Below are 24,317 nucleotides of genomic sequence, written 5' to 3'. Positions count from 1 at the left end.
CGCCATTAGCTCCCCTAGAATGGAGTTGTAAGTATCATGGCTTTAGACGGACTAGTCCTTCATGCAATCGTTCACGAACTGCAGACGTGCGTAGGAGGCCGCATTAATAAAATTCATCAGCCCAGCGAAAATGACATCATCATGCACATTCGAGCACAAGGGCAGAACCTGAAGCTGCTGCTTTCCGCCAATCCCACCTATCCGCGGGTTCAGCTTACCGAACAATCACAGCTCAACCCCATGGATGCTCCCATGTTCTGCATGCTGCTGCGCAAGCACTGTGAGAACGGCGTTATTGAAGCTGTGGAACAAATCGGCATGGAGCGGGTTATCCGCTTGCAAATACGTCATCGTGATGAATTAGGCGATATGAGCCTCAAACATATCCTTGTGGAAATTATGGGACGGCACAGCAACATGATTCTGCTGGATCCAGCGACCGAAACGATTCTGGACGGCATTCATCACGTCACGCCAGCCATCAGCTCTTATCGCGTCGTCATGCCCGGAAGCAAATATGTCACACCGCCCGCGCAAGATAAGCAAAATCCGCTCGAGACCGGCAGCGCCGCTTTTCATCGCACCATGGAGACAGAGGCCGCCGAGGATTCACAAGAGGAGCCTCAAAAGCCGGAGCAGCGGCTGGTTGCCGCCTTCAGCGGGTTAAGTCCATTGATTGCCAAGGAGATCGTCTTCCGCAGCAAACAAGGCGGGAACCACACGGAACAGGTTGAATCCGCCTCGTTGTGGAAAGCTTTCGATGGCATTATGACGGCTGTGCGTGAACACCGGTATGAGCCTGTCATCACCCAGCAAGAAGGCACAGGCAAATTATTTTTTGCCATGACGCCTCTGACTCATATTGCCGGAGATTCAACAACATACCCAACGCCAAGCGTCTGTTTGGAACATTTTTATGGGGATAAAGCGGAGAGGGATACCGTCAAACAACGGGTCGCGGATCTGCTGCGTTTTTTAAATAATGAATCCAATAAAAATGTGAAAAAACTGGAAAAATTACAGGAAACCGTAGATGATTCCAAAGATGCCGACAAATACCGAATTCTCGGCGAATTGTTGACTGCCTCCCTCCATCTGATCAAAAAAGGAGATAAAGAGGTAGAAACCGTTAACTATTACGATGAGAACCAGGCTATGATCACAATTGCGCTCGACCCGCTCCTCCAGCCATCTGAAAATGCGCAGCGCTATTTTAAAAAGTATACCAAAATGAAAAATAGTACAGCGGTCGTCGAAGAGCAAATCGAACAAACGCATCAAGAAATTGCTTATTTAGGCTCCCTGCTCCAGCAGCTGAGTGTGGCTTCGCTAAGCGATATTGAAGAAATTCGCGACGAGCTCATGGAGCAAGGCTACATCCGGGATCGCAACAAAAAGCAGCGCAAAAAGAAGAAAAAAGATAAGCCTGCGCTGGCTAGCTATCTGTCTAGTGAAGGCATTCCGATATATGTGGGGAAAAATAATACGCAAAACGAGTATTTAACGAATCGGCTTGCCTCGTCGATGGATACCTGGCTGCATACCAAGGATATTCCCGGCTCCCACGTTGTGATTAGGGGAGACAGCTTCTCCGAAGCCACTCTAACCGAAGCAGCGCAATTAGCCGCTTATTTCAGTCAAGCCAAACATTCCAGCCAGGTCCCTGTGGATTACACGGTCATCAAGCATGTCCACAAACCCAACGGCTCCAAGCCCGGCTTCGTCATTTATGTCAATCAAAAAACACTGTTCGTCACGCCAGACGAAAATAACATCAAGCAGATGAAGGTAACGATCAAATAACGAGAAGAAGCAGCGGGGCTTGCTTGCAAGCCCTGTTAGTCTGTGACAACGTAATTGGTCATGGATGGGGCGTGATTCCTCTTCAGCTCATGGGATCTTGGGATTCCACTAACAGGGCTTTTCATTCCTTAACTCAGAGAACCTGCCAAAGTGCAGGTTCTTTTCTATGAAGTCGTATAATCAGGCTCAGCTCGCGAATATGGCACTTTCCCCGCATAAGCATGCCGAGACTGCCAAAAAGGCAGGCTCAGCGGGGAGAAAGCGTCCAACTTGCTCCGAGACGGTCGAAATGGTAGGCTCAGGTAGCGAATATGGCACTATCCCCGCAAAAGCACGCCGAGACTGCCAAAAAGGCAGGCTCAGCCGGCAGAAAGCAGCCAACCTTCTTCAATGAATAAAACAAGGGCTGCCCTCAAGTAGTTTTTCTACTTGTAGGCAGCCCTTGTTAGGTCTCACACTTAAACGACCATTTCCGCTAGTGCAGCTGTTTTTCGGCCGATGGAAACATACGTAAAGCCGAGTTCACGCATCTCATTCGGCTCAAACATATTTCGGCCATCGACAATGAGCGGCTCCTTCACTAGGCTGCGAATTAACCGCCAATTCAAGCAGCGAATAGCCTCCCATTCGGTCGTGATCACCACAGCATCCGCCTCATCAAGCGCAGCATAGGGATCGGTGAATACTTGCAGATCCGGAAGAAGGCTGGAAGCATGTTCAACTGCCGCAGGGTCGTACGCATGGACGACAGCGCCTAATTGCTGCAAACCAGCGATAATATCGAGTGCAGGAGCATCCCGCAAATCATCGGTATTCGGCTTAAAAGCGAGACCCAGCACAGTGATTTTTTTCCCGCTTACACGACCGACTTCTTGCTCAATTTTGGTTACGAAGCGTTCTCGTTGCAAGTGATTCACTTCAATGACAGAACGCAATATTTTGAAGTCATAATCGATATTCTGCGCCAGCTTCAGCTGCGCTTTCGTATCCTTCGGGAAGCATGAGCCTCCATAACCAATACCCGCATTCAAAAAATGCGGGCCAATGCGCCGGTCCAATCCCATTCCTTTGGCCACGAGGCTAACATTAGCGCCTACTTTCTCACACACATTGGCCATTTCATTAATAAATGAAATCTTCGTCGCTAGGAAAGCATTCGAGGCGTATTTAATAAGCTCAGCGCTTTCGCGGTCCGTCATAAGCAATTCAGCACGCAAGGATGCATGCAGGGCTGCAATGCGCGCTCCCGCATCAGGATGTTTGGCGCCAATCACAATGCGATCCGGATGAAAAGTATCCCAAATCGCCGAGCCTTCTCTCAGAAATTCAGGGTTGGAAACGACCTGTATCTCGATGTGAGAAGCGGCCAGCAGGCGAAGGTATTGCTCAGCCAAGCTGCCGCTCCCGACGGGCACGGTACTCTTCATGACGACGATCTTCGAGGTAATGGCATTGGCCGCAATACTGGCAAGGACACTGTTCACTTGGGACATATCCACATCGCCGTTGTCCAGTGTAGGCGTACCCACGGCAACGATGATAATATCCGAACTGCGAACAGCCTCCCCGATTTGCGAGGTAAACGATAGTCGATTGGCCAAAACATTAGAAGTAACCAGCTCTTTCAAATCAGGCTCGTAGATGGGCATTTCACCTTGCTGCAAACGAGCAATTTTCTCCTCTGCTTGATCCACGCAGATCACACGATGCCCCATTTCAGCGAAACAGGCACCTGATACCAAGCCTACATAACCCGCACCGATAACCGCAATCCGTTCTGCCTCTCTCATCCATTCAACCTCCCAAGTTTAGCGCATGCCTATTTGGAATCCCATTGCTTGATCAGAGATAATAAATATGATTTCACTTGCTCCTGTAAATCCGGACGCTGCAGAGCAAGCTCAATCGTCGCTTCGATATACCCCATCTTGTCGCCAACATCGTAGCGCTTAGCCTGCATCAGATAAGCGGCCATTTGCTGCTGTCTGTTAAGCACACGCAAAGCGTCGGTCAATTGAATTTCGCCGCCGCGGCCTGCCTCCTGACGTTCCAAAATGCCGAAAATTTCCGGCATGATAATGTACCGGCCGATAACCGCTAAATTGGAAGGCGCTTGGTCGCGATCAGGCTTCTCCACCAGATCCTCGATCAGCTGATACTGCTCACGCGCGGCAGCCGGGGATATGATGCCGTACTTGCTTACATCCGCCCAAGGAACTTCTTGTACGGCGATGACAGACGTTTCGGTTTGTTCGTAAATATTCATCATTTGCTTAAGTCCAGGCGGCGAAGATTGAAGAATATCGTCCCCGAGCAAAACAGCGAAGGGCTCATCTCCGATAAACTTGCGTGCGCACAAGATGGCATGACCGAGTCCGAGCGGCTGCTTTTGGCGAATATAATGCACATCGGCCAAATTGGACACCGACTGTACAATTTCCAGCAGCTTCGTACTGCCTTTTTCCTCCAGCATCATCTCAAGCTCAACGGATTTGTCAAAATGATCCTCAATGGCACGCTTATTGCGCCCGGTTACAATGATGATATCTTCAATGCCGGATTCAATCGCTTCCTCGACAATATATTGAATAGCCGGTTTATCAACGATGGGCAGCATTTCTTTGGGCTGCGCCTTCGTCGCTGGCAGGAACCGAGTACCTAAACCAGCCGCGGGAATAATGGCTTTGCGAATCTTCTTCATGGTCGCTGCTCCTTCTCGGGTTGTAGGTGCTGCAGGATATCGATGCCTATGCGCTTTGAGCCAATCGGTGCATGAAAGACAACACCGCCTCGTTCGCCGTGGAAATCGGAACCCGCTGTAATGAGAAGTCCGGAGCGCTGTGCAAGAAGAAGATACTTCGCCTCATCTTCCGGTGTATGGTCGGAGTGGTAAACTTCAATCCCATCTAACCCTTGCTGGGCAATGGCCTCTACGAGAGCATCATTATGATAAATGCCCGGATGTGCAAGAACAGCCTTCCCTCCTGCGTCATGAATCCAGGCTATAGCCGTCGCAGGCTCAATCCTTGGCGGATTCGCATACGCAGCAGCCCCGGTGCCTAAGTACTTCTCAAAAGCCTCGCTGATGGATGCTACATAGCCTTTACCAAGTAAAACAGCCGCAATATGCGGTCTCCCCACGGTGTCGCCTTTGCGCTTGATGTTCTCTACCTCTTTGAGCACTTCGGCCATCGTAATATCAAGGCCCAGCTGCTGCAGGCGGTCAATGATCATTTGATTTCGGGTATCTCGCGTGTCCCGCAAAGACGATAATCTTTCCAGAAATTGCGGGTCCTCCGTTTGGATATAGTAACCCAGCACATGAATATCCTGTCCGCCCGCTACTGTCGAAATCTCCACGCCAGGCACAACCTCAATACCGAGCTTAAGGCCCTCTGCAAGCGCCTCAGCCACTCCTGAAACCGTGTCATGATCTGTGATGGCGATCGCTCCTAAACCGGCGTCAAAAGCCATTTGAACGTTAGCTGCGGGACGCTGAGTCCCATCGGAAGCGGTTGTATGCGTATGTAGATCTGCTTCTATTCTTGCTGGCATTTTTCTTTACACTTCCTTTATCGTAAATGACATCTATGAACAGAACATTAAGGGACCTGCAGATTTATGTAAAATGTTAAAGAAAACGGCTCAAATCTTCCTGCCGCAGAAAAGTCATGAAGCTGACAGCTGAGATGGGAAGCAGCGTAGAGTTCAAATAGATCGCATAGAAGCTGCGCTCAAAAGTGATATTCTCTATCGTTTTCACTTTAAAAAGCCCCAGTGTCACTTCATGCTTCACAGAAGATTGCGACAGGATCGAAATTCCTAGCCCCGCTTCAACAGCTGACTTGATCGCACCCGTGCTGCCCAGCTCCATCACAATCTTCATCGGAGAGCAGTCCATCTGACAGCGCGCGAATTCCTCTTCCATAACTCTTCTCGTTCCTGAGCCTTGTTCGCGCAGAACGAACGGATATTTCAGAAGCTCCTCGAACGAAACGACGTCCATATCCGCCAGAGGATGATCGGCAGGCACAATCAGTTTCAACTCGTCGCTCAGAATCGCTTCTGTATGTACATCGGGATGATGAATGGGCGCTTCCACGAGTCCGAAATTGAGTTGATGACCCAGTACTTCATCCAGGATTTGCGTCGTATTCATCACTTTCATGGAAACCGAAATATTCGGGTAATCTTTGCTGAAAGGGCCAAGCAGCCTCGGCAGGATGTACTCTCCCATCGTTAAGCTGGCACCCAATTGCAGCCGCCCTTCAATCATCTTCGTAAATTTGGACATCGCGACATCCGTTTCCCGAATCAGCTCAATGCTGTTTTTGGCGAACGGCATAAGGGCTCGTCCCGCTTCAGACAGCTCAATCTTCTTGGTACTCCGATGAAACAGCTTCACGCCGAAATAATCTTCCAGCGACTGCACCTGCATGGTGACTGCAGGCTGAGTCATATGTAAAGCTCCAGCCGCATGAGAGAAGCTTCCTTTCTCCGCAACGGTATAGAAGATATGCAATTGATGAAAATTAAGTGCCATGAAAACCCGCCTCTCTTTGTTTACATTATATGAAATAGAACGCTTACCGTCCATTAAGACAAAAAAAGAGCATGTCGGAATCGACACCCTCTTCGCCATCCCCATATCTGATTATCGACGTTTGCGGCTGTTCTTGATCAAGGTCATTCGGCGAGAATGCCGCAGCCAAGAATAATAGGATTTCAAGTCACGAAGCTCCATCGTTTCGGACATTCTTCCGAGGAAAGTCACAATAATCATCTTGTGCAGTGGATTTCCAACCAGATCCGTCTCATGTTCCAAGTGGGAAAACTCAGCGACAACAACAAGATCGTCGTCAATGAGGTAGACATCCTCTTCATTCCGGTAATAAGGGACAATGCTATCGTTTTTCAGCTTTTCCCATAGAAAAGCACAAATTTCCTCGAGTGAATTGTTTTCACTAGAAACACGATCTGTCCATCTTAGCTTGGCATGATTCGTGATCACGACATCCGCCACTTTCTTATCCCCCAGTTGTACGAAAAATGGTTCGTAAGTACTCCATCTCCCCATCACCTTGTCTTTCATGATCACAACCCCTTTCCTACTAAAATGAGACCGTGTACCTATTCCATAGTTGTATGTAAGTTATACTTTACTTGATTATAACTAATTTTTCCATGAAAGAATATATAAAATTATTAATAAATATTTGTGAACTCGTGAAAAAATGCTTATTTTCTAAAAATTCAAAAAATAAAAAAAGCTTCGTGAGAAGCTTTCGTTTTGCACTGCAGCCTCAAAGGGTGTAAAATCTAGTTTTGTCCGGCACATCACTACTGTATTCAGTTTTAATTTCATTGCGGTAAGACTTCTCTACCTTTTTGACGTATGGAAGCTTCAAAAGGTTCCGTGTTGTCTCATCTACTTTGCTGGCATGTATATAAAGTACGGCATAGTTCATTTTTTTCGAAATGTAGTGAAGCGAACCAAACCGTTCCAAGTTTCTCGCGGCTTTAATATCGTTCACCCAAATGATTAATCCGCTGCGCTCGATCATCATGATTGCTACCTCTTTTCAATAATCCTAGTATGGAGTGATTCTTTGGCATGAAGTCTTCTAACACCATTGTCCGCGTGTATCGCGGAAGCATAACAGAAAGTATCCACCGCGTCCACCTCGCGGTTGTGAACGCACAAGGGACGCTGCTGCACGAAGCAGGCGACCCGCAACTGCTGACCTTCGCCCGTTCCACGGCGAAGCTGATCCAAACGCTGCCGGTGATTGAATCCGGCGCGGCTGATCATTTCGGCCTGGATGAGGCCGAAATCGCCCTGTGCTGCGCTTCCCACAATGGGGAAGCTGAGCACGTGAGCACCGCCCAGGGAATACTGGGCAAGCTTGGTTTCTACCATACGCACCTGCAATGCGGTGCGCATGAGCCTTTCCACGCGCCTACCGCACAAGCGATGCGCGAGCGGGGCGAAGCCCCGACCACCTTGCACAACAATTGCTCGGGCAAACATTCGGGTATGCTGACACTCAGCGCACATCTCGGAGCTTCTCCGGACACCTACATGAGCTTGCAGCATCCGGTTCAACAGCTGATGCTCGATGCCGTATGCGCAATGTCCGATGTGCCTAAGTCACAGATGCAGCTTGGCATAGATGGCTGCGGGGTACCCGTGTTCGGTATGCCGATTCGCCATCTAGCTCTTGCTTTTGCCAGATTAGGCAGCCCCGAAGGGTTATCTGAGGTGCGTGCAAACGCTTGCCAGAGAATTGTCGCCGCGGTGCGAAAATATCCTCAATTCCTCGCGGGAAGCGACCGCTTCGATACGCGATTAATCGAGGTAACGGGTGGCCGAATCATCGGAAAAATGGGCGCCGAGGGCATTTTCGCCTTAACGATTCCTGAGCAGAGCCTAGGCTTCGTCCTGAAGATTGAGGACGGCAATCAACGCGCCATGTATCCGGCTGTCGTAGAAGCCTTGAAGCAGCTAAACCTGCTCTCAGAATCAGAAGTACATGAGCTGGCGTCTTACCATAACCCCATTGTTCATAACTGGCAAGGAACCGAGGTCGGAATCATCCGCCCCGATTTCAAGCTATAACTCATTTATCCGCAATTCCCGCTGCAGCTTCCACCGGAACTGCAGCCTTTGCCAGTTGGAAGTGGGTTGTTGCTTGGGACTTTAATGGAATCTGAAACCGCGTGAGCGATCGTTGTGGATACCGTAAACAATAAATCATCCAGACGATCCTCCGCTTCTTTAAATTTGCGAACCGCTTCAACAGCTTGAAGCTTGTCCTGAATCTCATTCACAGCAGCTAACGCTTCATGATAGCTTGGATGGTAATGTCCGAAACGCTCACATTCCTCGAAAGCATCTTTCTTTCTGTTGAAAATAATTTGCAGACTTTTCACTTCTTCACTATTCTCTACAGCGTTCTTCCAATATAAATAATCTGCCACTTCTGCAGAGGAATTAATCATATCACCCATGTCATAAGCCTGCATAAGAACAGCTGACATATCTATTGTTTCTGCTTCCATTGTTTGTAACATACCTACAATCAAATCCTTCCTCTCGAAGAGTAACTAACCTCTCTACTATATCACAGTTCCCCAAGAGTTTCTTCCTTTTCTCGTTGCAACAAATTCCCTTGTCCATGAAACAACAGGATGCATCGACCTAACTGTATACGCCTTCATCATTAATGCCAGGTAAAATTAATTTCATTTCTTCCCAATCATCGCTCGCTAGGGCAATCTCGTGATTTTCCTCGAGCCCCTCCAACATCCAGCCAGAGCGTTCTTCCCGCAAAAAACGAGGAATAACGAAGCGGTTCTGACCTTCTTTGCGCAGCTGCAGAGCACTCTTCCATTCGATCGCTTTGCGAATCATCTCCTTCCGTGTAGAGCCGTGATAGGCGCGAAATTCTTGCAGCCAGCTTACCGGGATTTCCTGTATATCCGGGTACACATCATTCCGTTCCGGTATTTGGGCATCCATATCGTAGAGCAGAATGGTGTCTTTGGCATAACACAAGCCTTGAGACTGTGCAATAGAAGGATCGGCAGCTGATGCAGTCGTAGTCGTGGAAAGGTCCTTCCTGTTGTATTTTGGAGAATATCCCATCTGCTCTAAACATTTTGTCAGAGCAGCTACATGCTCTTTCGCCACTATGAAATTCGTACCTCCTACCCGCTCACCCAGAAATGGCAGGCTTTTTGCGTTTCTGAGCTGCGCGTCAGCAATCTCTTCGGAACGGCAGCGCAGCAGTGTGACTTCATCGAAATACAGCTGTCCAGCCTGCTCTCCCCATTGCAGCAAAGTAGCCTTCAGATGCGGCGGAACCTCATAATAAGCATGCTGTTCCAAAACCCGAATCATCTCTTCCAAGCTAATTCCCATCTCCAAAGCACGGTAAACACTTTCTTTGCTCAATTGATAGGAACGTACCAGATCGGTCGAGCGAAGATCCGCAAATGAGGCAATCGCCCATTCTGTCCGTAAAGATGCAGCCGGCGGCAGCAGCAGTTCAAAATCAGGCTGAACATAAAGCGATGACAGGCTCTCAGAAGCCGTGGCGCCGTTCTCAGAGGCATGATGAGTAGAAGCCAACGTGATCTCACTTGATATCGTTATTAGCCATCTGAACCATCTCATACCGTCTTGATCCTTGCCAAGCTCTACGAAGCCGAAGGTTTGCAGCGGAGTAAGCCACGCTGACAACATAGCTTCGTAGAGGGATTTGGTGTCATTCCCCTCACCGCCAAGGGTGCAGTACACTGCAATGCATTGAACCAGGTCATCCACGGCACACCACTTGCCGACACTCATTTTCTCCATCAGACATAGGCCATGCTGCAGCCACACGGGAGCCGGAATCAATAATTGGCGCCAAATGCGATAAAGCACAACCTGCTGCTGATCATAGTCACCTTGAAACCATGCTAGACATGCGTTCTGATTGAATAGATATTGACCGCTTTGCAGCATCAAACATTCCAGTTGTATCGCCAGTTCAAGCATTAGCGCGGTTTGTTCATCATAGCTGTCTCTAAATGCATACGCGATTCCTGCGGCACGTAGAATGTCTTGCGGGAGAGACACATGCTGCATCAGCTTTTGCAGCTGTTTTTTATGCAAGGTTCCCTTGTTCGTTACAGGAAGCGCAGGCTGCTTTGAACAAGCGGACAGGAAGTGAAACAGCTGCTGGGCGAGGCCTCTTGGATGCGCCGGCGGGTCTTCCGCGAGGATAGTACTTATCTCCTCTGCTGTTCGCAGCGTAATGGCCGGAAATAACAGCTCCTGCCAGGCGGCAAACGTATCCTCCGGCAGAACGAAGAGCTGCTCTCCCCATGCTTTGCGGAAAGCCGCAATCACTCCTGATCTCCGCAGGCCAATCAGCCCCACAGCCACTTGCGCGCCAGCCATACGAAGAAGTGCTTGCTTCTCAAGCGCTTCTCGCGTAAACGGTTCGCAGCCAAATGCAGAGACGATAAGCCGCAGCGTTTGCTTCTCATCTCCCGTCAACTGAGAAACCAAGATCCCCAGATACTTTGCGTCCGTCATTACCTCAGACAATTCTAGACCTTGATCTAGGTAAGCAGCGCACCAATTTTGCTTCGCAATCAGCTCTTTTAGCGCTTGCGGCATTTTCTTTACAGCTTGGTCATACCTCATGATGCACCTCTTCTCGCTTCTTCCGTACCGGCTCCCAGCTGGAGATCCCATATTCATAGCCCTGTTCAACCAAGAATAACTGCCGCTTCAGTGCAAAATCCTGCTCTTTGGTATCCTCGCTGATCAAGGAGTAGAACACGGCTGTGTTGGCTGTGCCTATCCTTTTGGGACGAAGAATCCGCCCCAGTCTTTGCGCTTCCTCCTGCCGGGAGCCGTAGCTGCCGGATACTTGAATCGCTACCGCGGCATCAGGCAGGTCGACGGCGAAATTGGCCACTTTGGACACAATGAGCAGCGGCAGTTGACCTTTTTTAAACTGCTGATATAGCTCTTCCCGACGTTCATAGGGCATTCCGCCACTAATCATAGGAGCACCCGTATGGGCTGCAATCAATTCCAATTGATCGATATATTGACCAATAATGAGTGTTTGTTCATTCGCATGTTGAATCAACAAGTGATCAATGACGTCAAGCTTAGCCAAATTTTCCCCGGCAATCCTGAACTGCTGTCTGGCTCCAGAAACGCTATACCGATCGCGGTCCATGCCCGAAAGGGGAACTCGCACCTCCTGACAGCTGACCTTGGCAAGCCAGCCCATGGACTCAAGCTGTTTCCATGCCATGTCATACTTCTTCGGTCCTACAAGAGAGAAAACGTCCTCTTCTCGTCCATCTTCCCGAATCAAGGTCGCTGTCAAGCCAAGTCTGCGCGTCGCCTGAATCTCGGCCGTAGCTCGAAATACCGGCGCTGGCAGCAGATGCACCTCATCATAAATAATAAGTCCCCAGTCTCTTTCGCTGAATAACCGCATATGTGAAAATTCGTCTTCTTTCTTGCCCCGATGCGTCAAAATTTGATAGGTGGCAATGGTAATCGGCTTCACTTCCTTGGACGTACCGGAATATTCCCCTACTTGATCTTCAGATAGCCCTGTTTTACTCAAAATTTCGCGTTTCCATTGCTTCACAGATGTCACATTGGATGTAAGGATCAAGGTAGCGCAGCCGCATCTCGCCATCGCTGCTATGCCGACAATCGTTTTTCCCGCTCCGCAGGGCAGCACGAGAACGCCGCTGCCTTCTGCATCAATCCGATGAAAGGCATCGACGGCATGCCGTTGATAATCGCGGAGCTGGAATGGGGCTTGCCCTTCTTCTTCATCCAGCAGTTGAATAGGAAGCTGCTCCCCCTTGCGATACGCGGCCAAATCTTCAACCGGAAAGCCTAATTTGATAAGCTCCTGCTTCAGAACCCCTCTGGCAACGTGAGAAATAGCAATAGCCCGCTCGCCGCGGGTATCACTTACATATTTTTTTAACGAATCGTACGCGCAAATTTCTTTGAGCACTACCGTATCGTCGCTGACCAAATAAAGCTCATTCCCGACATCTTCCATGCGCAGCACCCCATAGCGATTCGCATATTTGCGGATGCTGCTCAGCACGGATGACGGGACTCCAAATTTCGCATATTGCTGTAAGCAGGCTGTCATCTGATCGATTGGCATACCTGCGGCAGCTGCATTCCAAAGTGATAACGGGGTGATTCGGTACGTGTGGAGATGCTCCGGACTTTTGACCAAATCTGCAAAGCGAGAAAGCTCACCTCTAATCGCTTCAAAATCCGGGTGATGCGTTTCTAACAAAACCGTCAAATCACTCTGCACGATCAGCGGACGAATAGGATCCCAGGTCAAATCGCATGCCACCTCCTTTTTACCTTAGTATGAAAGGAAAAGGCTTGATTTAAACATGATCACCGTGCTAATGTCTAATATAAAAAATATCCGATCACAACCAAGGTAAGCAGTGATAGCCCCCCGGCTATCGGAAGGAGCCTGAAGCTCCTTTGCTCTGCTTTATCGTACCAATGTGCCTTTCGCGAGCGTCTCTCTATCTCTTTGACCTGCTCCTCGTATCTTTTCTCTATCTCATATAGATTCCACATGGCAACTCCCCCTATCCGTTGGTTGAAATGAATTTTACCATGGGAGGAACTACCAGAGTTATCTATAATAAATGATCGTATCCATCGAAAAAAATGATAGTTGAGGGAGGGTGGACAGATTGGATCTGACCTTATACAAAACGGCATTGGAAGTTGCCAAATGGCAGAATTTCACGAAAGCCGGCGAAAGCTTGGGCTACGCGCAATCTAGTGTAACCTCCCAGGTCCAAAAGCTGGAAGCGGAATACGGCATCGAAATTTTTGAACGTATCGGGAAAAAGATGAGACCTACTCCTGCTGGGGATATTCTGCTGAGATATGCGGCGAAGCTCGTCAAATTGGTCGAAGAGTCGAAAATTACGGTTGCAGGTCAAACGACGGGGAGCTTCAGTATCGGCACCCACGAGACAACGTTATGCTCGTATATGCTGCCGCCTTATTTGGGAGCCTTCAAACGGCGCTATCCACAAATTACAATCAGCATCCATGAAGTGCCTGAGAATGATATTTACCGCGCCCTTAAGGCAGGAGAATGCGATCTGGGGTTTATCGTGGATCGGGAAATTAAGGATCCGGATTTGGTTTTCGAGAAGGTCCAGGAAGAGGAATTTGTTATTATCGCCTCGCCGGATCATCCTTTAGCAGATCAGCCCTATATCGTTCCCGAGGATTTAAATGGCAGCGAAATTCTCATGTCCAAGACGGGCAGCCGCTGCCGTAATCTATTTGAGAAATTTCTGCGCAACCATCACATTCAATATACCTTAAGTTATGAAATCAATAATTATGAAACAGTGAAAAAATGCGCGATGCATGGATTAGGCATTACTTTGCTGCCCATAACGACCGTTGCCGCTGAAACGCAAAATGGGCAGCTAGCGATTTTGCCGCTAGACTACCCGAATTTCAAGCTGCAAGTGCAGCTGTGCTATCATACCAAAAGGCAATTATCTATGCCGATGAAAGCATTTATCCAATCTATGTGTCACCCTACTCCACACGAACGGCTTTCTCTTGAGCAAGCAAGCAGAGCTCTGCCGCTTTGAACGTATGAGCCTGAGTCATCGCGTGCTCGGTTCCGTGGAGACAATCCAAAATCAATTGACCAAAGAATGGAAAGCCTACTTGCCCATGCAGGCTGTAGTGCTTTTCCCCTTGCTGGTTGACGAGATATAACTGATCTCCCTGCGGATCGCGTGCAATGTCAATATACTTGCGAAGCTCAATGTACCCTTCGGTTCCAAGAATCAGTGTCCGTCCGTCTCCCCAAGTCCCTAGACCAGTTGGTGTTAACCAATCAACTCGGAAATAGTTCGTCGCCCCATTGTCTCCAATTAGCGTTGCATCTCCGAAATCCTCAAGCTCTGGATAGTCCTTCGCATGATAGTTCGCTACTTTGCTGCTTGCAATCGTAGCATCCTTACAGCCGGCATAGAACAAAAACTGCTCGATTTGATGACTGCCGATATCACAGAGAATACCACCGTATTTGTCCTTCTTGAAAAACCAATCCGGACGACCTGCTGCTCCCAACCGATGTGGTCCAAGACCAATGACTTGAACGACACGGCCAATGGCTCCCTCTTCAATCAGCTGGCCTGCAAAAACGGCACTCTCCACATGAAGGCGCTCACTGAAGTAAACGGCATACTTGCGACCCGTTTCTTCCACCTTAGCTTTAGCAGCAGCAAGCTGCTCCAGCGTAGTGAATGGTGTTTTATCCGTGAAGTAATCCTTGCCGTGCTCCATGGCTCTAATTCCCAAGGCTCCGCGTTCTGAAGGAACAGCAGCCGAAGCGATGAGCTTAACCTCTGCATCATCGAAAATCTCCTGCTCCGACGCCGCAGCTTTGACATGCGGATATCTCTCAATGAAAGCCTGTACTTTCGCAGGATCCTGGTCATACACCCACTTCAGCTCAGCTCCCGCTTCTTGAAGCCCATTGCACATCCCGTAGATATGACCATGGTCCAAAGCAATCGCCGCGAAGACGAACTCCCCTTTTTGAACGACAATGTTCGGTTTTCCTTTTGGCGCGTAATTCATGCCATCGCTTTTTTGCATATCCAATCATTCCTCCAACGGCTTATATTAAACATCCAACGTTTTAAAGCCCGCTTCTTTGTTGACTTTGGAGTTTTTGATCTTGTCTTGCAAGTGCTGCTCGAAGAGCTCTTCATCAATCGGCAGATCAACCCAGTTGTCTGTCCATGTTGACAATAGCATCGCATTGGACAACATCAAGCCTTTGATTCCTTCTTCGCCTGGAGCAACCAGCGGAGTCCCATGAAGAATTGCATCAACAAAGTTTTGCGTAATGCCCTTGTGGCCGGTTTCTTGCCCTTCAATCGGAATCTCGCACTTCCAGCATTCCGGTTGTCCAAATCCACCTTTGAAGGTTTCATTGAATTCTCTTTCGGACACACGCAAGCGCCAGAAGGTCAATTTGCCATCTTCGATCACAATTTTCCCGCGGTCGCCTGACAATTCGAATCGGTTCGTTCCTGGAGCTTCACCAGTTGTCGTTACGAATAAGCCCGTTGCGCCATTCTCATATTCAACGAATGCGGTTACATCGTCCTCAACTTCGATGTTGCGATGTTTGCCGAAATAGCAGAATGCACGAACGCGTTTAGGCATCATATCAATCGTCCACTGCCACAAGTCCAATTGGTGCGGATCCTGATTGATCAGAACGCCGCCGCCTTCACCAGCCCAAGTTGCACGCCAACCGCCTGAATCGTAGTAGCTTTGGGATCTATACCAGTTTGTAATAATCCAGTTCGTTCTGCGGATTTCACCAAGCTCACCTGAAGAAACTAGGTCCTTCAACTTTTTATATAAAGGATTTGTACGTTGATTGTACATCATGCTGAATACTTTACCGGAAGCTTGCGCAGCCTCGTTCATTTGACGAACTTGTTTCGTGTAAACGCCCGCAGGCTTCTCACACAAGACATGAAGTCCCGCTTTGAAAGCTTTAGCAGCTACTTCTGGGTGATCATAATGAGGCGTTGCGATCAAAACACCGTCAATGGTTCCCGAAGCAAGAAACGTATCGAGATTGTCAAATAATTGGACACCTTCGCCAAGGTTTTCTTTCGCCCATTCCAAACGGTCCGCTCTGAACTCACAAATAGCCGTTAGCTCAGCGCCCTTCACTTCGTTGTTGATCAAATATTTGGCATGTCCGGTTCCCATGTTGCCAAGACCAATAATACCAATCCTTACTTTGTTCATCCTGTACGTCACCTTTTTCCTGTCAGATTCGGAATCATTGAACACGTTACCAATGTAGCATATTTATAAGCATGCATCTTGTCTCAGATTGACCACCTTATTGCGAACTTTGACAGTTGCAGAAGTCCTATGACTGAAATTGACTGCTACCGCGAATTTACCCTTCCACAGATGCCGGCAGTTGAATATGCACCGTTGTCCCCACGCCAAGCTTGCTTTGATACGCGATATGGCCCTGATGCTCATCAATAATCGCAAAGCTGACCATCATCCCCAGTCCCGTGCCTTTCTCTTTGGTTGTATAAAAGGGTTCCCCTATGCGCGGCAGCCGTTCCTCTGAAATTCCCTGACCTTGATCTTCAAAAAAGAAGGCTACATGGTTCGCCGTTTTGCGAACGATAATGCGCAAATTCCCGCCAGTCGGCATTGCTTCTATCGCATTTTTGATGACATTGATAAACACTTGCTTTAATTGACTGCTCTCACTTCTTACCAATGGAAGATCGGGTTCATAAGTCAGATCAATGATGACGTTACTGATAATGGCCTCGGTATTGAGCAGTTCAATCACTTCACGAAGAATTGCTATCACATCATGCAGTTGATAGGCTAACACTTGTGGCTTGGCTAAGATGAGCAGTTCCCCAAGAATCAATTCAATACGATTAAATTCTTCCTGCATGATTTGAAAATAACGCAGCTTACTCTCTTCATTAGCATGACACATCAGTTTTGCAAAGCCTTTAAGCGCTGTAAGCGGATTCCTTATCTCATGCGCAATACCTGCCGCTAATTGGCCGGCAACATTCAATTTCTCTGTCCGTCGAAGCAGTTCTTCCGTCTGCTTCTGAAGTGTAATGTCCTGAACAGTTCCGAATACACGCAGAGGCCTACCCCATTCGTCATAGGTTGTCTTGGCCATTGTATGAATCGTACGGATGCCCCCATCCACAATAATCCTGACTGTCATATCAAGCGAACCCTCTTGCAGCGCTTCTCGCAACGCTTCCTTCACCTTGAGAATATCGTCCGAATGAACGATATGAATGAAAAGATCCATTTGACTTGTATAAGAATCACGCTGGATATGGAGTAAGGTAAACAATTCATCAGACCACTGCAGCTCATTGCGAATAACATCCCAGCTATAATGTCCAAGGCCTGCGATCTCTTGCGAGATTTGAAGGTTCGCTTTGCTTTTTTTGAGTTCCTCTTCAATGAGCTTATGCCCCGTAATATCGTGCATAAGTCCACGAACGATGAGCCGATTGCTATCAGTTCTAGAACGCTCAATCTGCGTCTTAATGTAACGCAGCTCACCGTCCGCACGAGTAATTCGATACTCAACCTCGACTTTCCCTTGGCGAACAGCCTTTTCAAGAGCCAGCCCGACTTTCTCTCGATCCTCAGGCACAATCAATTGGATCGCATCTCTCAGATTCATCTGCTCTTGAGGCGCAAGACCATGAATACGATAGATTTCATCCGACCATAGTATATAATTTTTCGTTAATTCACGTTCGAAGCTGCCGAATTGACCCAGTCGCTGAGCCTGCACGAATCGCTCCTCGACAAGCTTGCGTTCCGTAATATCCCGCCAAATGCATAACTTTTGACTTCGCTCGCCCTCTTCACTGAGCATCCATTTATAATTCATCTCAAACCAAACATACCAACCATTCTTGTGAAGAAACCGGCAGGTCATGATGCCTTGATCGTTATTGAGAAATAACCCATCTTCTTCCATGAAGCTTCCTCTAAGCGCTTCTATGTCTTCCGGGTGACAATAGGCGAAAATATGAATACCTAGAATTTCATCAACCTCAAACCCAAGCAATCGCTGGATCGCAGGAGAGACGTATCGAAATATACCGTCTCTCGTTGTCAACGTGATGATATCCTGTGCATGTTCGATATACATTTTAGCCGTACGTTCCTGTAGAAAACTCATTTCCATGGAGATTTGTTTGTGCAATCTAATATGCAAATGGCCTTCAAATGGATAAGCACTGACCTGAAACCACTGGTTGATCGATTGTATGTATTCATCGAAGTAAACTTCCGTGTTATGTTGAAAAGATTTATGGAACTGTTCGTAACAAGCATAGCGCATAGCTAGAGGAAATTCAGCCCAGATCACCTTACCTACTAAGTCAGCAGAACATCGCCCTAAGAGAGCTGCAGCATATTCATTTACATACGTATAATGCCAACGGTCGTCTAGGATAATTACACCTATCATCGTGCTTTCTTTCTCATTTGCCATTTTACGATGTAAGCCACCTCTACAGTTATACGCTTTCATTATCTCCTATAGGCTTATCTGGAGTAAAGATCGATTTCAGAATTTTCAATAAAAAAGCAGCCCCTTCCACGATGGAAAAGAGCCGCTTTCTCATGAACCAATAAGGACGATTTACTTGCTGCCAACGAATGTTTTGTCGGAAGAAATGCGACTAAGCGCCTCTCCTGCCTCATCCTCGAACTTTCCTCGCACAGCCAAATCTCCAATTGCGACTATGCCAACAAGCTCTCCATTTTCTACGACCGGCAAGCGGCGAATTTGTTGCTTCGCCATTATTTTCGCGGCCTCTTCAATCGAAGTGCTTGGCGTAATGGTCGCCATGTCTTTCGTAATCACATCATCCACAGCAGTAGAGCCTGACTTCTTCTCTGCGTAGCCGCGTACGACAAGATCACGGTCAGTCACAACACCAATTAGCTTTTTGCCATCAACTACGGCGACAAATCCAATGTCATGCTGCTTCATTTTTACCGCAATCTCATAGACATTATCCTGCAGCGTAACCGTTACGCAATCTGTACTCATGATGTCTTTCACTGTTTTCCCTGACATAGCCACTATCCCTCCTTGGAGTTAACGTACACCTCTTATCATTCTCCAAAGGGGAGGCGGCATTCATGCCATATAATCCAAAGCCATCCCAATCAATAAATTGGCTGCATGCAGCATGGATTTCTCGTCAATATCAAATTTCGGATGGTGATGCGGATGAATAATTCCATCCTCCACATTACCGGCTCCCACAAACATGTAACAGCCCGGTCGGTGGTGCAAATAATAGGAGAAGTCTTCACCGGCCATAATAAGGGGAGATTCATGCACCGCTTCTTCGCCGAACAAGGATTGCCCGACGCTGAAGAACCGTTCTGCTTCCTTTTCGTCGTTCACCACAGTGGGATAACCTAGCTTATAATCCAACTGATACGTTGCTTGATGCATATCGCAAGTAGAGGCTACGATGCGTTCAACACGCTGCTTCACATCCGCTCTGAGCTCCGCATTGAATGTTCGGACCGTGCCGCTAAGCACACTTGTTTCTGCAATGACATTGAAGCTTGTTCCCCCATGGAAAGAGCCTATGCTGACCACACAAGGCTCTATGGGATCCACTTGTCGGCTGACAATGGATTGCAAATTAACGACCAATTGCGAAGCGACATAAATGCTGTCGATCGTTTGATGCGGCAAACCGCCATGTCCGCCTTTGCCTTGAATGTGGATGGTGAACTCATCCGGAGCAGCCATGAGAGGCCCGCCCTTGCTATAAACATGACCTACTTGGAATGGCGTCCAGAGATGAACACCAAATACTGCGTCTACGCCTTCCAAGGCGCCATCCTTGATCATGGCATCCGCACCGCCAGGCGTAATTTCTTCGGCATGCTGGAACAGGAAAACCAAGTTCCCCTTGAGCTGATCGCGAAGCTGACTGGCCACTTTGGCAATGCCTAGCAGCGTAGAGGTGTGTGCATCATGTCCGCACGCGTGCATGATTCCGCTCTTGAGGGAAGAATACTCGCAGTTCTTCTCATCTTGAATAGGCAAGGCATCAATGTCTGCCCGCAATGCTACCGTCCTGCCTTCCTTGCTTCCACGAAGCAAACCGACAACGCCATTGCCGCCTACGCCTTGACGAACTTCTATATCCCAACTAAGCAGGTGATTCGCTATAAATTCAGCCGTACGATATTCATGGAACGAGAGCTCCGGGTTTTGATGTAAGTAGCGCCTCCAGGCAACCATTTCGTCATAAATCGCTTGCAAGCCTGCTTGAAAATCATTCATTAGGAAACTCCTCCGCCCATCCTTGTTTCTCATCTTTACACTTTTGTGGTGTCTTTGAACCTATTCTACCAAAATAAAGGCTTGGTTTCATCTCTAAAGTGCCATCAAATATTAGAAATTAGACGTGCTTATCGACTTGCAGAACCATGGGAAACATACTATCATGAATAAAGAATGCATACGTACAATATGGAGGCGTTAACGTGATTATTGAAGCAACTGGCTTAAAAGGCTTAAAAAGCGACTTGGCTCACCTGGATGAAGTAACGACCAAACTAGGTTTTGTGCGTTGGCAGTGGGAATACACACGTGCTACTTATGACTTTAAAATGGAAGATAAAGCAACGCAATCCGTGTATTTCTTACGCGTAAACGCACGTGTGGAAAGCGGCAAGCTGGAATCTCCTTATGCTATCCTGTTCTTGGAAGAAGCTTACATAGGAAGAGAAACATTCCCGCATGGCTTGGACTACAATTCCCCAGTGCCGGATTCTGTATTGAAAATTTCCAATCAAAAATTAGCGCAGCTGCAGCAATTACTGGCAGACTAGGCGAGGGTTCAGCATGAATCCCCCTCGAAGAGGAACGCCGGATTTTCTGCTGCTTTTTTTAACCTTTGTCCTCGTTTGTTTCGGACTCGCCATGGTATTCAGCGCAAGCTCGATGACAGATGCGTACTTTGGTGATACTTGGTATTTCACAAAGAAGCAGTTAATTGCAGTCGGCATGGGATCAATTGGAATGCTCATCTGCATGAATATCCATTACACCAAGTTTAAGAAATTGGTCATACCTGCCTTTTTCTTGGTTGTAGTAGCTCTGATCTTCGTTATATTCACCAGCGCAACAAAAGGGGCCAGCAGTTGGTACACACTTGGCAGATTTGGGATCCAACCAACAGAGTTCGCCAAATTAATTGTTGTCATGTACTTGGCTTCGATGATCAGCAATAAAGACGAGAAGTTCCGCAACTTCAAAAAGGGACTGCTCCCGGCATTGATTGTTGTTGGCTTTGTCTGTTTCCTGATTATGATGCAGCCGGATCTTGGCTCGTGCATGATACTCTTCGTTTGCTCAGCGATTGTCATTATGGTCGGGGGCTCTAATTTAAAGCACATCTTCTTGCTTGGGACAAGCTTTACGGCCTTAGCCGCGATAGGTGTTTCACTTTTCTTGCTCAGTGGCGGAGCGGAATCCAAAAACTATCGGATAAGCCGTATTACCTCGTTTATGGATCCCTTTGCCGATCCCCAAGGTGCCGGTCATCAAGTTGTGCAATCTTTATTTGCATTCGGGCACGGCGGCTTAACAGGCGCAGGATTCGGACAAGGTATCCAGAAGCTGCACTACTTGCCTGAAGCCCATAACGATTTTATTTTTGCCACCATCGGCGAAGAATTTGGTTTCATTGGAAGTACGTTATTCATTCTTGTCTTCGTTATTTTCATTTGGCGAGGTATTCTCGTAGCGGTTCGCAGTCCCGATATGTTCGGCATGCTCACGGGGGTAGGCATTATGGTGATGTTCTCGTTTCAAGCCTTTATTAATATCGGCGGCGTAACAGGAACCATTCCACTTACGGGTGTAACCTTGCCTTTCATATCCGCAGGGGGCTCGTCTATGATGGTCTCTCTCATAAGCATGGGAATCCTACTGAGCATCTCGCGTGAACATACGCACAAAGAAGCACCTCCCACCAAAAAAAGACCCTAATCGATGAGCAATCATTCGATTGGGTCTTTTTTCTATTTTACGCGAAGTGGATCATCGATATCTTCTTCTTTGAACGCAACGCCTTCCACCTTCACGTTGACTTCAACTACCGTTAGCCCCGTCATATTCTCAACAGCTTCTCGCACGTTCTCTTGGAGATCTCTGCATACATCCTGAATACGGGAACCGTAATTGACGATAACGCGTAGATCGATGGCAGCCTCCACTTGTCCAACTTCAACAGAGACGCCTCGTTGCACATTCTTCCCACTCAGACGCTTGGCTAAGCCTTCCGAGATGCCTCCTGACATGCCTGCTATGCCTGCTGTCTCCAGAGCCGCAAGACCTGCGATAGTCGATACTACATCATCAGAAATACGAATTAAACCGGTTTGATTGTCTTCGGACATACGGATCACTCCCTAAACTTGGTATGAATCTATTGTAATAAGTTCAAAAGATGAAAGCAAGAAATGCTGTCGAACAAATCGAATTTACATTACTAGACAAAGTGGGTATATTATAAGAAGTCAAAAAGTACCAATAAATGAATAAGTCGGAGGGTTTGCATTGAAAGGAAAATTGTTCTATGTAGGTTTAATTCTCGCTTTCATCTTGAGCGCAGTAGCCCATTACACGCATTTAAACGCAACCTTACAGTTTGTCATCTCGGCTATCGCCGTTATTTTCGTGGCCGGGTTTCTTGGCAAAGCGACGGAAAGTGTCGCGCATTATGCTGGCGACCGCATGGGTGGATTCCTGAATGCGACTTTCGGCAACGCAGCCGAGCTCATCATTGCGATCTTCTTGGTCAAAGACGGCATGTTCGAGGTCGTCAAAGCCAGCTTAACCGGCTCCATCATCGGGAATCTGCTGCTCGTTCTGGGGCTGAGCATTTTCGCCGGCGGTTTAAAATTTAAAGAACAATCGTTTAACGTGAAACTGGCCTCCCATAACTCTTCTTTAATGATTCTGGGTGTCATCGCCTTGTTCATTCCAGCGATATTTGCCGGTGGATTAACAACCAAAGAAACATCCTCAATGAGCTTGATTGTTGCGATCTTGCTCATAGCTGCCTACCTGCTTTGGCTCCTGTTTTCCATGGTCACCCACAAGGATGTGCTTTCCGATGCAGCCGTCGAACACGGCGAGGCTCTATGGTCCAAGTCAACATCCATTCTGTTCCTCGTCTTGGCGACAGTCATGGTTGCTTTCTCCAGTGAGTGGATGGTCGGTACGCTCGAAGAAGTAACGCACAAATTCGGTCTCTCTGAATTGTTCGTCGGCGCCTTCCTCATCGCAATTATCGGTAATGCTGCGGAACATAGTGCTGCGGTAATGATGGCAATGAAAAATAAAATGGGTGCAGCCGTCGAAATTGCCATTGGAAGCTCCCTGCAAATCGCCTTATTCGTTGCACCTGTCCTCGTCATCGCCAGCTTCTTCATGGGCGGGACACCGATGAACATCGTCTTCACAACCTATGAGCTGGCTGCTATTGGAGTCGCGGTCTTCATTACCAAGTCCATCACCCAGGACGGCTCAACGAATTGGTATGAGGGTCTCCTGCTTCTTGTCGTCTATATTATCCTAGGCGTCGTATTCTTCCTTGTCTAACCTCAGCAAGTCCACAAAAAAAGTAACCCCAGAGAGGGTTACTTTTTGTTATTTAGCGCTTCATATAGCTGGGCAAGGTTACGTTCTAGCTTGTTGAGAATTTGTTTGCCAGGCTGTTCGGCAATAAGTCCCGCTCGAATGGCAAAATCAATTTCTCTCGAAAGTCCGTACATTTGCGTATCTAGTACCTCTTCATACAGTGGGCATTGACGAGTCGTCAAATTCTCCATCTGCACTTCGATCAGCTTCTCGATTTTATCTGCATCTTCCTGAAGAAGATTAAGCGCCTTTTGATTCATGTCCAGCAATAGATCAGATGAAGACATTCCCACTTCCCCCTATACACATAGTCATCCGTCCTTATATGATCTATATTAAGCGAAATTGCTCCAATATACAAGAGAAGGTACCCTCAGAGATTCTGAGAGTACCTTCTTTGTTAATAAATTAGCCTTCTACAACGTTTACGCCCAGTTCATGCTTAGCAAATACTTCTGCCATCGCAATTTTCGCTTCTGCTTCGTCAGGACCATGAACATGCAAATCGTACTTGCTTGAGCTAAGCAAAGTCGTGAACAATCCCAGAATACTTTTCACGTCGATATACTTATTATCGTATTGAAGAACAATTGAGGATCTGAATTTATTAGCGGTTTGTGAAATTTCAACAATTGCAGCGTTATTAGCACTTGGCATATTGCATTC

24 protein-coding genes are annotated in these 24,317 nt (G+C 47.7%); 7 read left to right on the top strand and 17 right to left on the bottom strand.

Annotation, left to right across the window (positions count from 1 at the left end; genetic code table 11):
- Nucleotides 1-36 precede the first annotated feature (36 nt).
- Together HQN90_RS05665 and HQN90_RS05660 are read left to right on the top strand one after the other, a co-directional pair.
- Entirely contained in the window at nucleotides 37-1,803 is a 1,767-nt protein-coding gene (locus HQN90_RS05665) for an Rqc2 family fibronectin-binding protein (protein ID WP_173216844.1), read from the top strand.
- Between the two features lie 166 nt (nucleotides 1,804-1,969).
- Nucleotides 1,970-2,197, top strand: coding sequence for a hypothetical protein (locus HQN90_RS05660; protein WP_173216843.1), 228 nt, complete (start codon nucleotides 1,970-1,972; stop codon nucleotides 2,195-2,197).
- Between the two features lie 64 nt (nucleotides 2,198-2,261).
- Here the strand turns inward: HQN90_RS05660 and HQN90_RS05655 are convergent, their stop codons facing one another.
- The 6 genes from HQN90_RS05655 to HQN90_RS05630 form a co-directional block, all read right to left on the bottom strand.
- On the bottom strand, nucleotides 2,262-3,593 hold the full coding sequence (locus HQN90_RS05655; RefSeq protein ID WP_173216842.1) for a UDP-glucose dehydrogenase family protein: 1,332 nt from the start codon (nucleotides 3,591-3,593) through the stop codon (nucleotides 2,262-2,264).
- Between the two features lie 29 nt (nucleotides 3,594-3,622).
- Nucleotides 3,623-4,504: a UTP--glucose-1-phosphate uridylyltransferase GalU gene (gene galU / locus HQN90_RS05650; RefSeq protein ID WP_173216841.1), complete on the bottom strand. Its 882-nt coding sequence runs from the start codon at nucleotides 4,502-4,504 to the stop codon at nucleotides 3,623-3,625.
- Nucleotides 4,501-5,358 carry a PHP domain-containing protein gene (locus tag HQN90_RS05645; protein ID WP_173216840.1) on the bottom strand — a complete coding sequence of 286 codons (858 nt, stop codon included), beginning with the start codon at nucleotides 5,356-5,358 and terminating at the stop codon, nucleotides 4,501-4,503. Before HQN90_RS05645 ends, galU begins: the two co-directional genes overlap by 4 nt.
- A 76-nt stretch (nucleotides 5,359-5,434) precedes the next feature.
- Nucleotides 5,435-6,346, bottom strand: a complete 912-nt coding sequence (locus HQN90_RS05640; RefSeq protein ID WP_173216839.1) for a selenium metabolism-associated LysR family transcriptional regulator — start codon at nucleotides 6,344-6,346, stop codon at nucleotides 5,435-5,437.
- Nucleotides 6,347-6,457: 111 nt separating this feature from the next.
- Nucleotides 6,458-6,895 carry a hypothetical protein gene (locus tag HQN90_RS05635; RefSeq protein ID WP_079416258.1) on the bottom strand — a complete coding sequence of 146 codons (438 nt, stop codon included), beginning with the start codon at nucleotides 6,893-6,895 and terminating at the stop codon, nucleotides 6,458-6,460.
- 211 nt (nucleotides 6,896-7,106) lie between these two features.
- Complete coding sequence (locus tag HQN90_RS05630) at nucleotides 7,107-7,370, bottom strand: YlbG family protein (RefSeq protein WP_029195610.1); 264 nt, start codon at nucleotides 7,368-7,370, stop codon at nucleotides 7,107-7,109.
- 47 nt (nucleotides 7,371-7,417) lie between these two features.
- On the opposite strand from HQN90_RS05630, the gene HQN90_RS05625 reads away from it, so the two are divergent.
- A complete protein-coding gene (locus tag HQN90_RS05625; RefSeq protein ID WP_173216838.1) occupies nucleotides 7,418-8,422 on the top strand; it encodes an asparaginase in 1,005 nt (334 codons plus the stop codon).
- A gap of 5 nt (nucleotides 8,423-8,427) precedes the next feature.
- Here HQN90_RS05625 and HQN90_RS05620 read toward each other — a convergent pair whose 3' ends face one another.
- The 3 genes from HQN90_RS05620 to HQN90_RS05610 all read right to left on the bottom strand — a co-directional run bounded on the left by HQN90_RS05620 (nucleotide 8,428) and on the right by HQN90_RS05610 (nucleotide 12,701).
- Nucleotides 8,428-8,877, bottom strand: a complete 450-nt coding sequence (locus HQN90_RS05620; RefSeq protein ID WP_173216837.1) for a YlbF/YmcA family competence regulator — start codon at nucleotides 8,875-8,877, stop codon at nucleotides 8,428-8,430.
- Between the two features lie 127 nt (nucleotides 8,878-9,004).
- On the bottom strand, nucleotides 9,005-11,002 hold the full coding sequence (locus HQN90_RS05615; protein ID WP_173216836.1) for a helicase-associated domain-containing protein: 1,998 nt from the start codon (nucleotides 11,000-11,002) through the stop codon (nucleotides 9,005-9,007).
- Complete coding sequence (locus HQN90_RS05610) at nucleotides 10,992-12,701, bottom strand: DNA repair helicase XPB (protein WP_173216835.1); 1,710 nt, start codon at nucleotides 12,699-12,701, stop codon at nucleotides 10,992-10,994. The genes HQN90_RS05615 and HQN90_RS05610 overlap by 11 nt, the downstream gene beginning before the upstream one ends.
- 370 nt (nucleotides 12,702-13,071) lie before the next feature.
- Here HQN90_RS05610 and HQN90_RS05605 point away from each other — a divergent pair, with 370 nt between their 5' ends.
- Nucleotides 13,072-13,998, top strand: a complete 927-nt coding sequence (locus tag HQN90_RS05605; protein WP_173216834.1) for a LysR family transcriptional regulator — start codon at nucleotides 13,072-13,074, stop codon at nucleotides 13,996-13,998.
- Here the strand turns inward: HQN90_RS05605 and HQN90_RS05600 are convergent.
- The 5 genes from HQN90_RS05600 to HQN90_RS05580 form a co-directional block, all read right to left on the bottom strand.
- Nucleotides 13,943-15,016 (bottom strand): Gfo/Idh/MocA family protein, encoded by a 1,074-nt coding sequence (locus HQN90_RS05600; protein WP_173216833.1) that lies wholly within the window; start codon nucleotides 15,014-15,016, stop codon nucleotides 13,943-13,945. The genes HQN90_RS05605 and HQN90_RS05600 overlap by 56 nt on opposite strands.
- A 27-nt stretch (nucleotides 15,017-15,043) precedes the next feature.
- Nucleotides 15,044-16,192: a Gfo/Idh/MocA family protein gene (locus tag HQN90_RS05595; protein ID WP_173216832.1), complete on the bottom strand. Its 1,149-nt coding sequence runs from the start codon at nucleotides 16,190-16,192 to the stop codon at nucleotides 15,044-15,046.
- 157 nt (nucleotides 16,193-16,349) lie between these two features.
- Nucleotides 16,350-18,458 carry a PAS domain-containing sensor histidine kinase gene (locus HQN90_RS05590; RefSeq protein WP_173216831.1) on the bottom strand — a complete coding sequence of 703 codons (2,109 nt, stop codon included), beginning with the start codon at nucleotides 18,456-18,458 and terminating at the stop codon, nucleotides 16,350-16,352.
- A gap of 150 nt (nucleotides 18,459-18,608) precedes the next feature.
- Nucleotides 18,609-19,049: a CBS domain-containing protein gene (locus HQN90_RS05585; protein ID WP_173216830.1), complete on the bottom strand. Its 441-nt coding sequence runs from the start codon at nucleotides 19,047-19,049 to the stop codon at nucleotides 18,609-18,611.
- A 63-nt stretch (nucleotides 19,050-19,112) separates the two neighbouring features.
- Nucleotides 19,113-20,282 carry a M20 family metallopeptidase gene (locus tag HQN90_RS05580; protein ID WP_173216829.1) on the bottom strand — a complete coding sequence of 390 codons (1,170 nt, stop codon included), beginning with the start codon at nucleotides 20,280-20,282 and terminating at the stop codon, nucleotides 19,113-19,115.
- Nucleotides 20,283-20,485: 203 nt separating this feature from the next.
- On the opposite strand from HQN90_RS05580, the gene HQN90_RS05575 reads away from it, so the two are divergent.
- On the top strand, nucleotides 20,486-20,833 hold the full coding sequence (locus HQN90_RS05575) for a YugN family protein (protein ID WP_173216828.1): 348 nt from the start codon (nucleotides 20,486-20,488) through the stop codon (nucleotides 20,831-20,833).
- 13 nt (nucleotides 20,834-20,846) lie between these two features.
- Complete coding sequence (gene ftsW, locus HQN90_RS05570) at nucleotides 20,847-21,995, top strand: putative lipid II flippase FtsW (protein ID WP_173216827.1); 1,149 nt, start codon at nucleotides 20,847-20,849, stop codon at nucleotides 21,993-21,995.
- A 32-nt stretch (nucleotides 21,996-22,027) separates the two neighbouring features.
- Here ftsW and HQN90_RS05565 read toward each other — a convergent pair whose 3' ends face one another.
- Complete coding sequence (locus HQN90_RS05565; protein ID WP_173216826.1) at nucleotides 22,028-22,405, bottom strand: Asp23/Gls24 family envelope stress response protein; 378 nt, start codon at nucleotides 22,403-22,405, stop codon at nucleotides 22,028-22,030.
- Nucleotides 22,406-22,565: 160 nt separating this feature from the next.
- Between HQN90_RS05565 and cax the strand changes: the two genes are divergently transcribed.
- Nucleotides 22,566-23,612, top strand: a complete 1,047-nt coding sequence (gene cax, locus HQN90_RS05560; protein ID WP_173216825.1) for a calcium/proton exchanger — start codon at nucleotides 22,566-22,568, stop codon at nucleotides 23,610-23,612.
- Nucleotides 23,613-23,650: 38 nt separating this feature from the next.
- Here the strand turns inward: cax and HQN90_RS05555 are convergent, their stop codons facing one another.
- Nucleotides 23,651-23,938 (bottom strand): Fpa/YlaN family protein, encoded by a 288-nt coding sequence (locus HQN90_RS05555; protein ID WP_079416286.1) that lies wholly within the window; start codon nucleotides 23,936-23,938, stop codon nucleotides 23,651-23,653.
- Nucleotides 23,939-24,059: 121 nt separating this feature from the next.
- Complete coding sequence (locus HQN90_RS05550; protein ID WP_079416288.1) at nucleotides 24,060-24,308, bottom strand: HPr family phosphocarrier protein; 249 nt, start codon at nucleotides 24,306-24,308, stop codon at nucleotides 24,060-24,062.
- Nucleotides 24,309-24,317 lie beyond the last annotated feature (9 nt).

Origin of the sequence: Paenibacillus alba, assembly GCF_013204855.1 — a bacterium.
GTDB lineage: Bacteria > Bacillota > Bacilli > Paenibacillales > NBRC-103111 > Paenibacillus_E > Paenibacillus_E alba.
The sequence above is the reverse complement of the archived record's forward strand: the minus strand, read 5'-3'. Positions and strand labels throughout refer to the sequence as shown.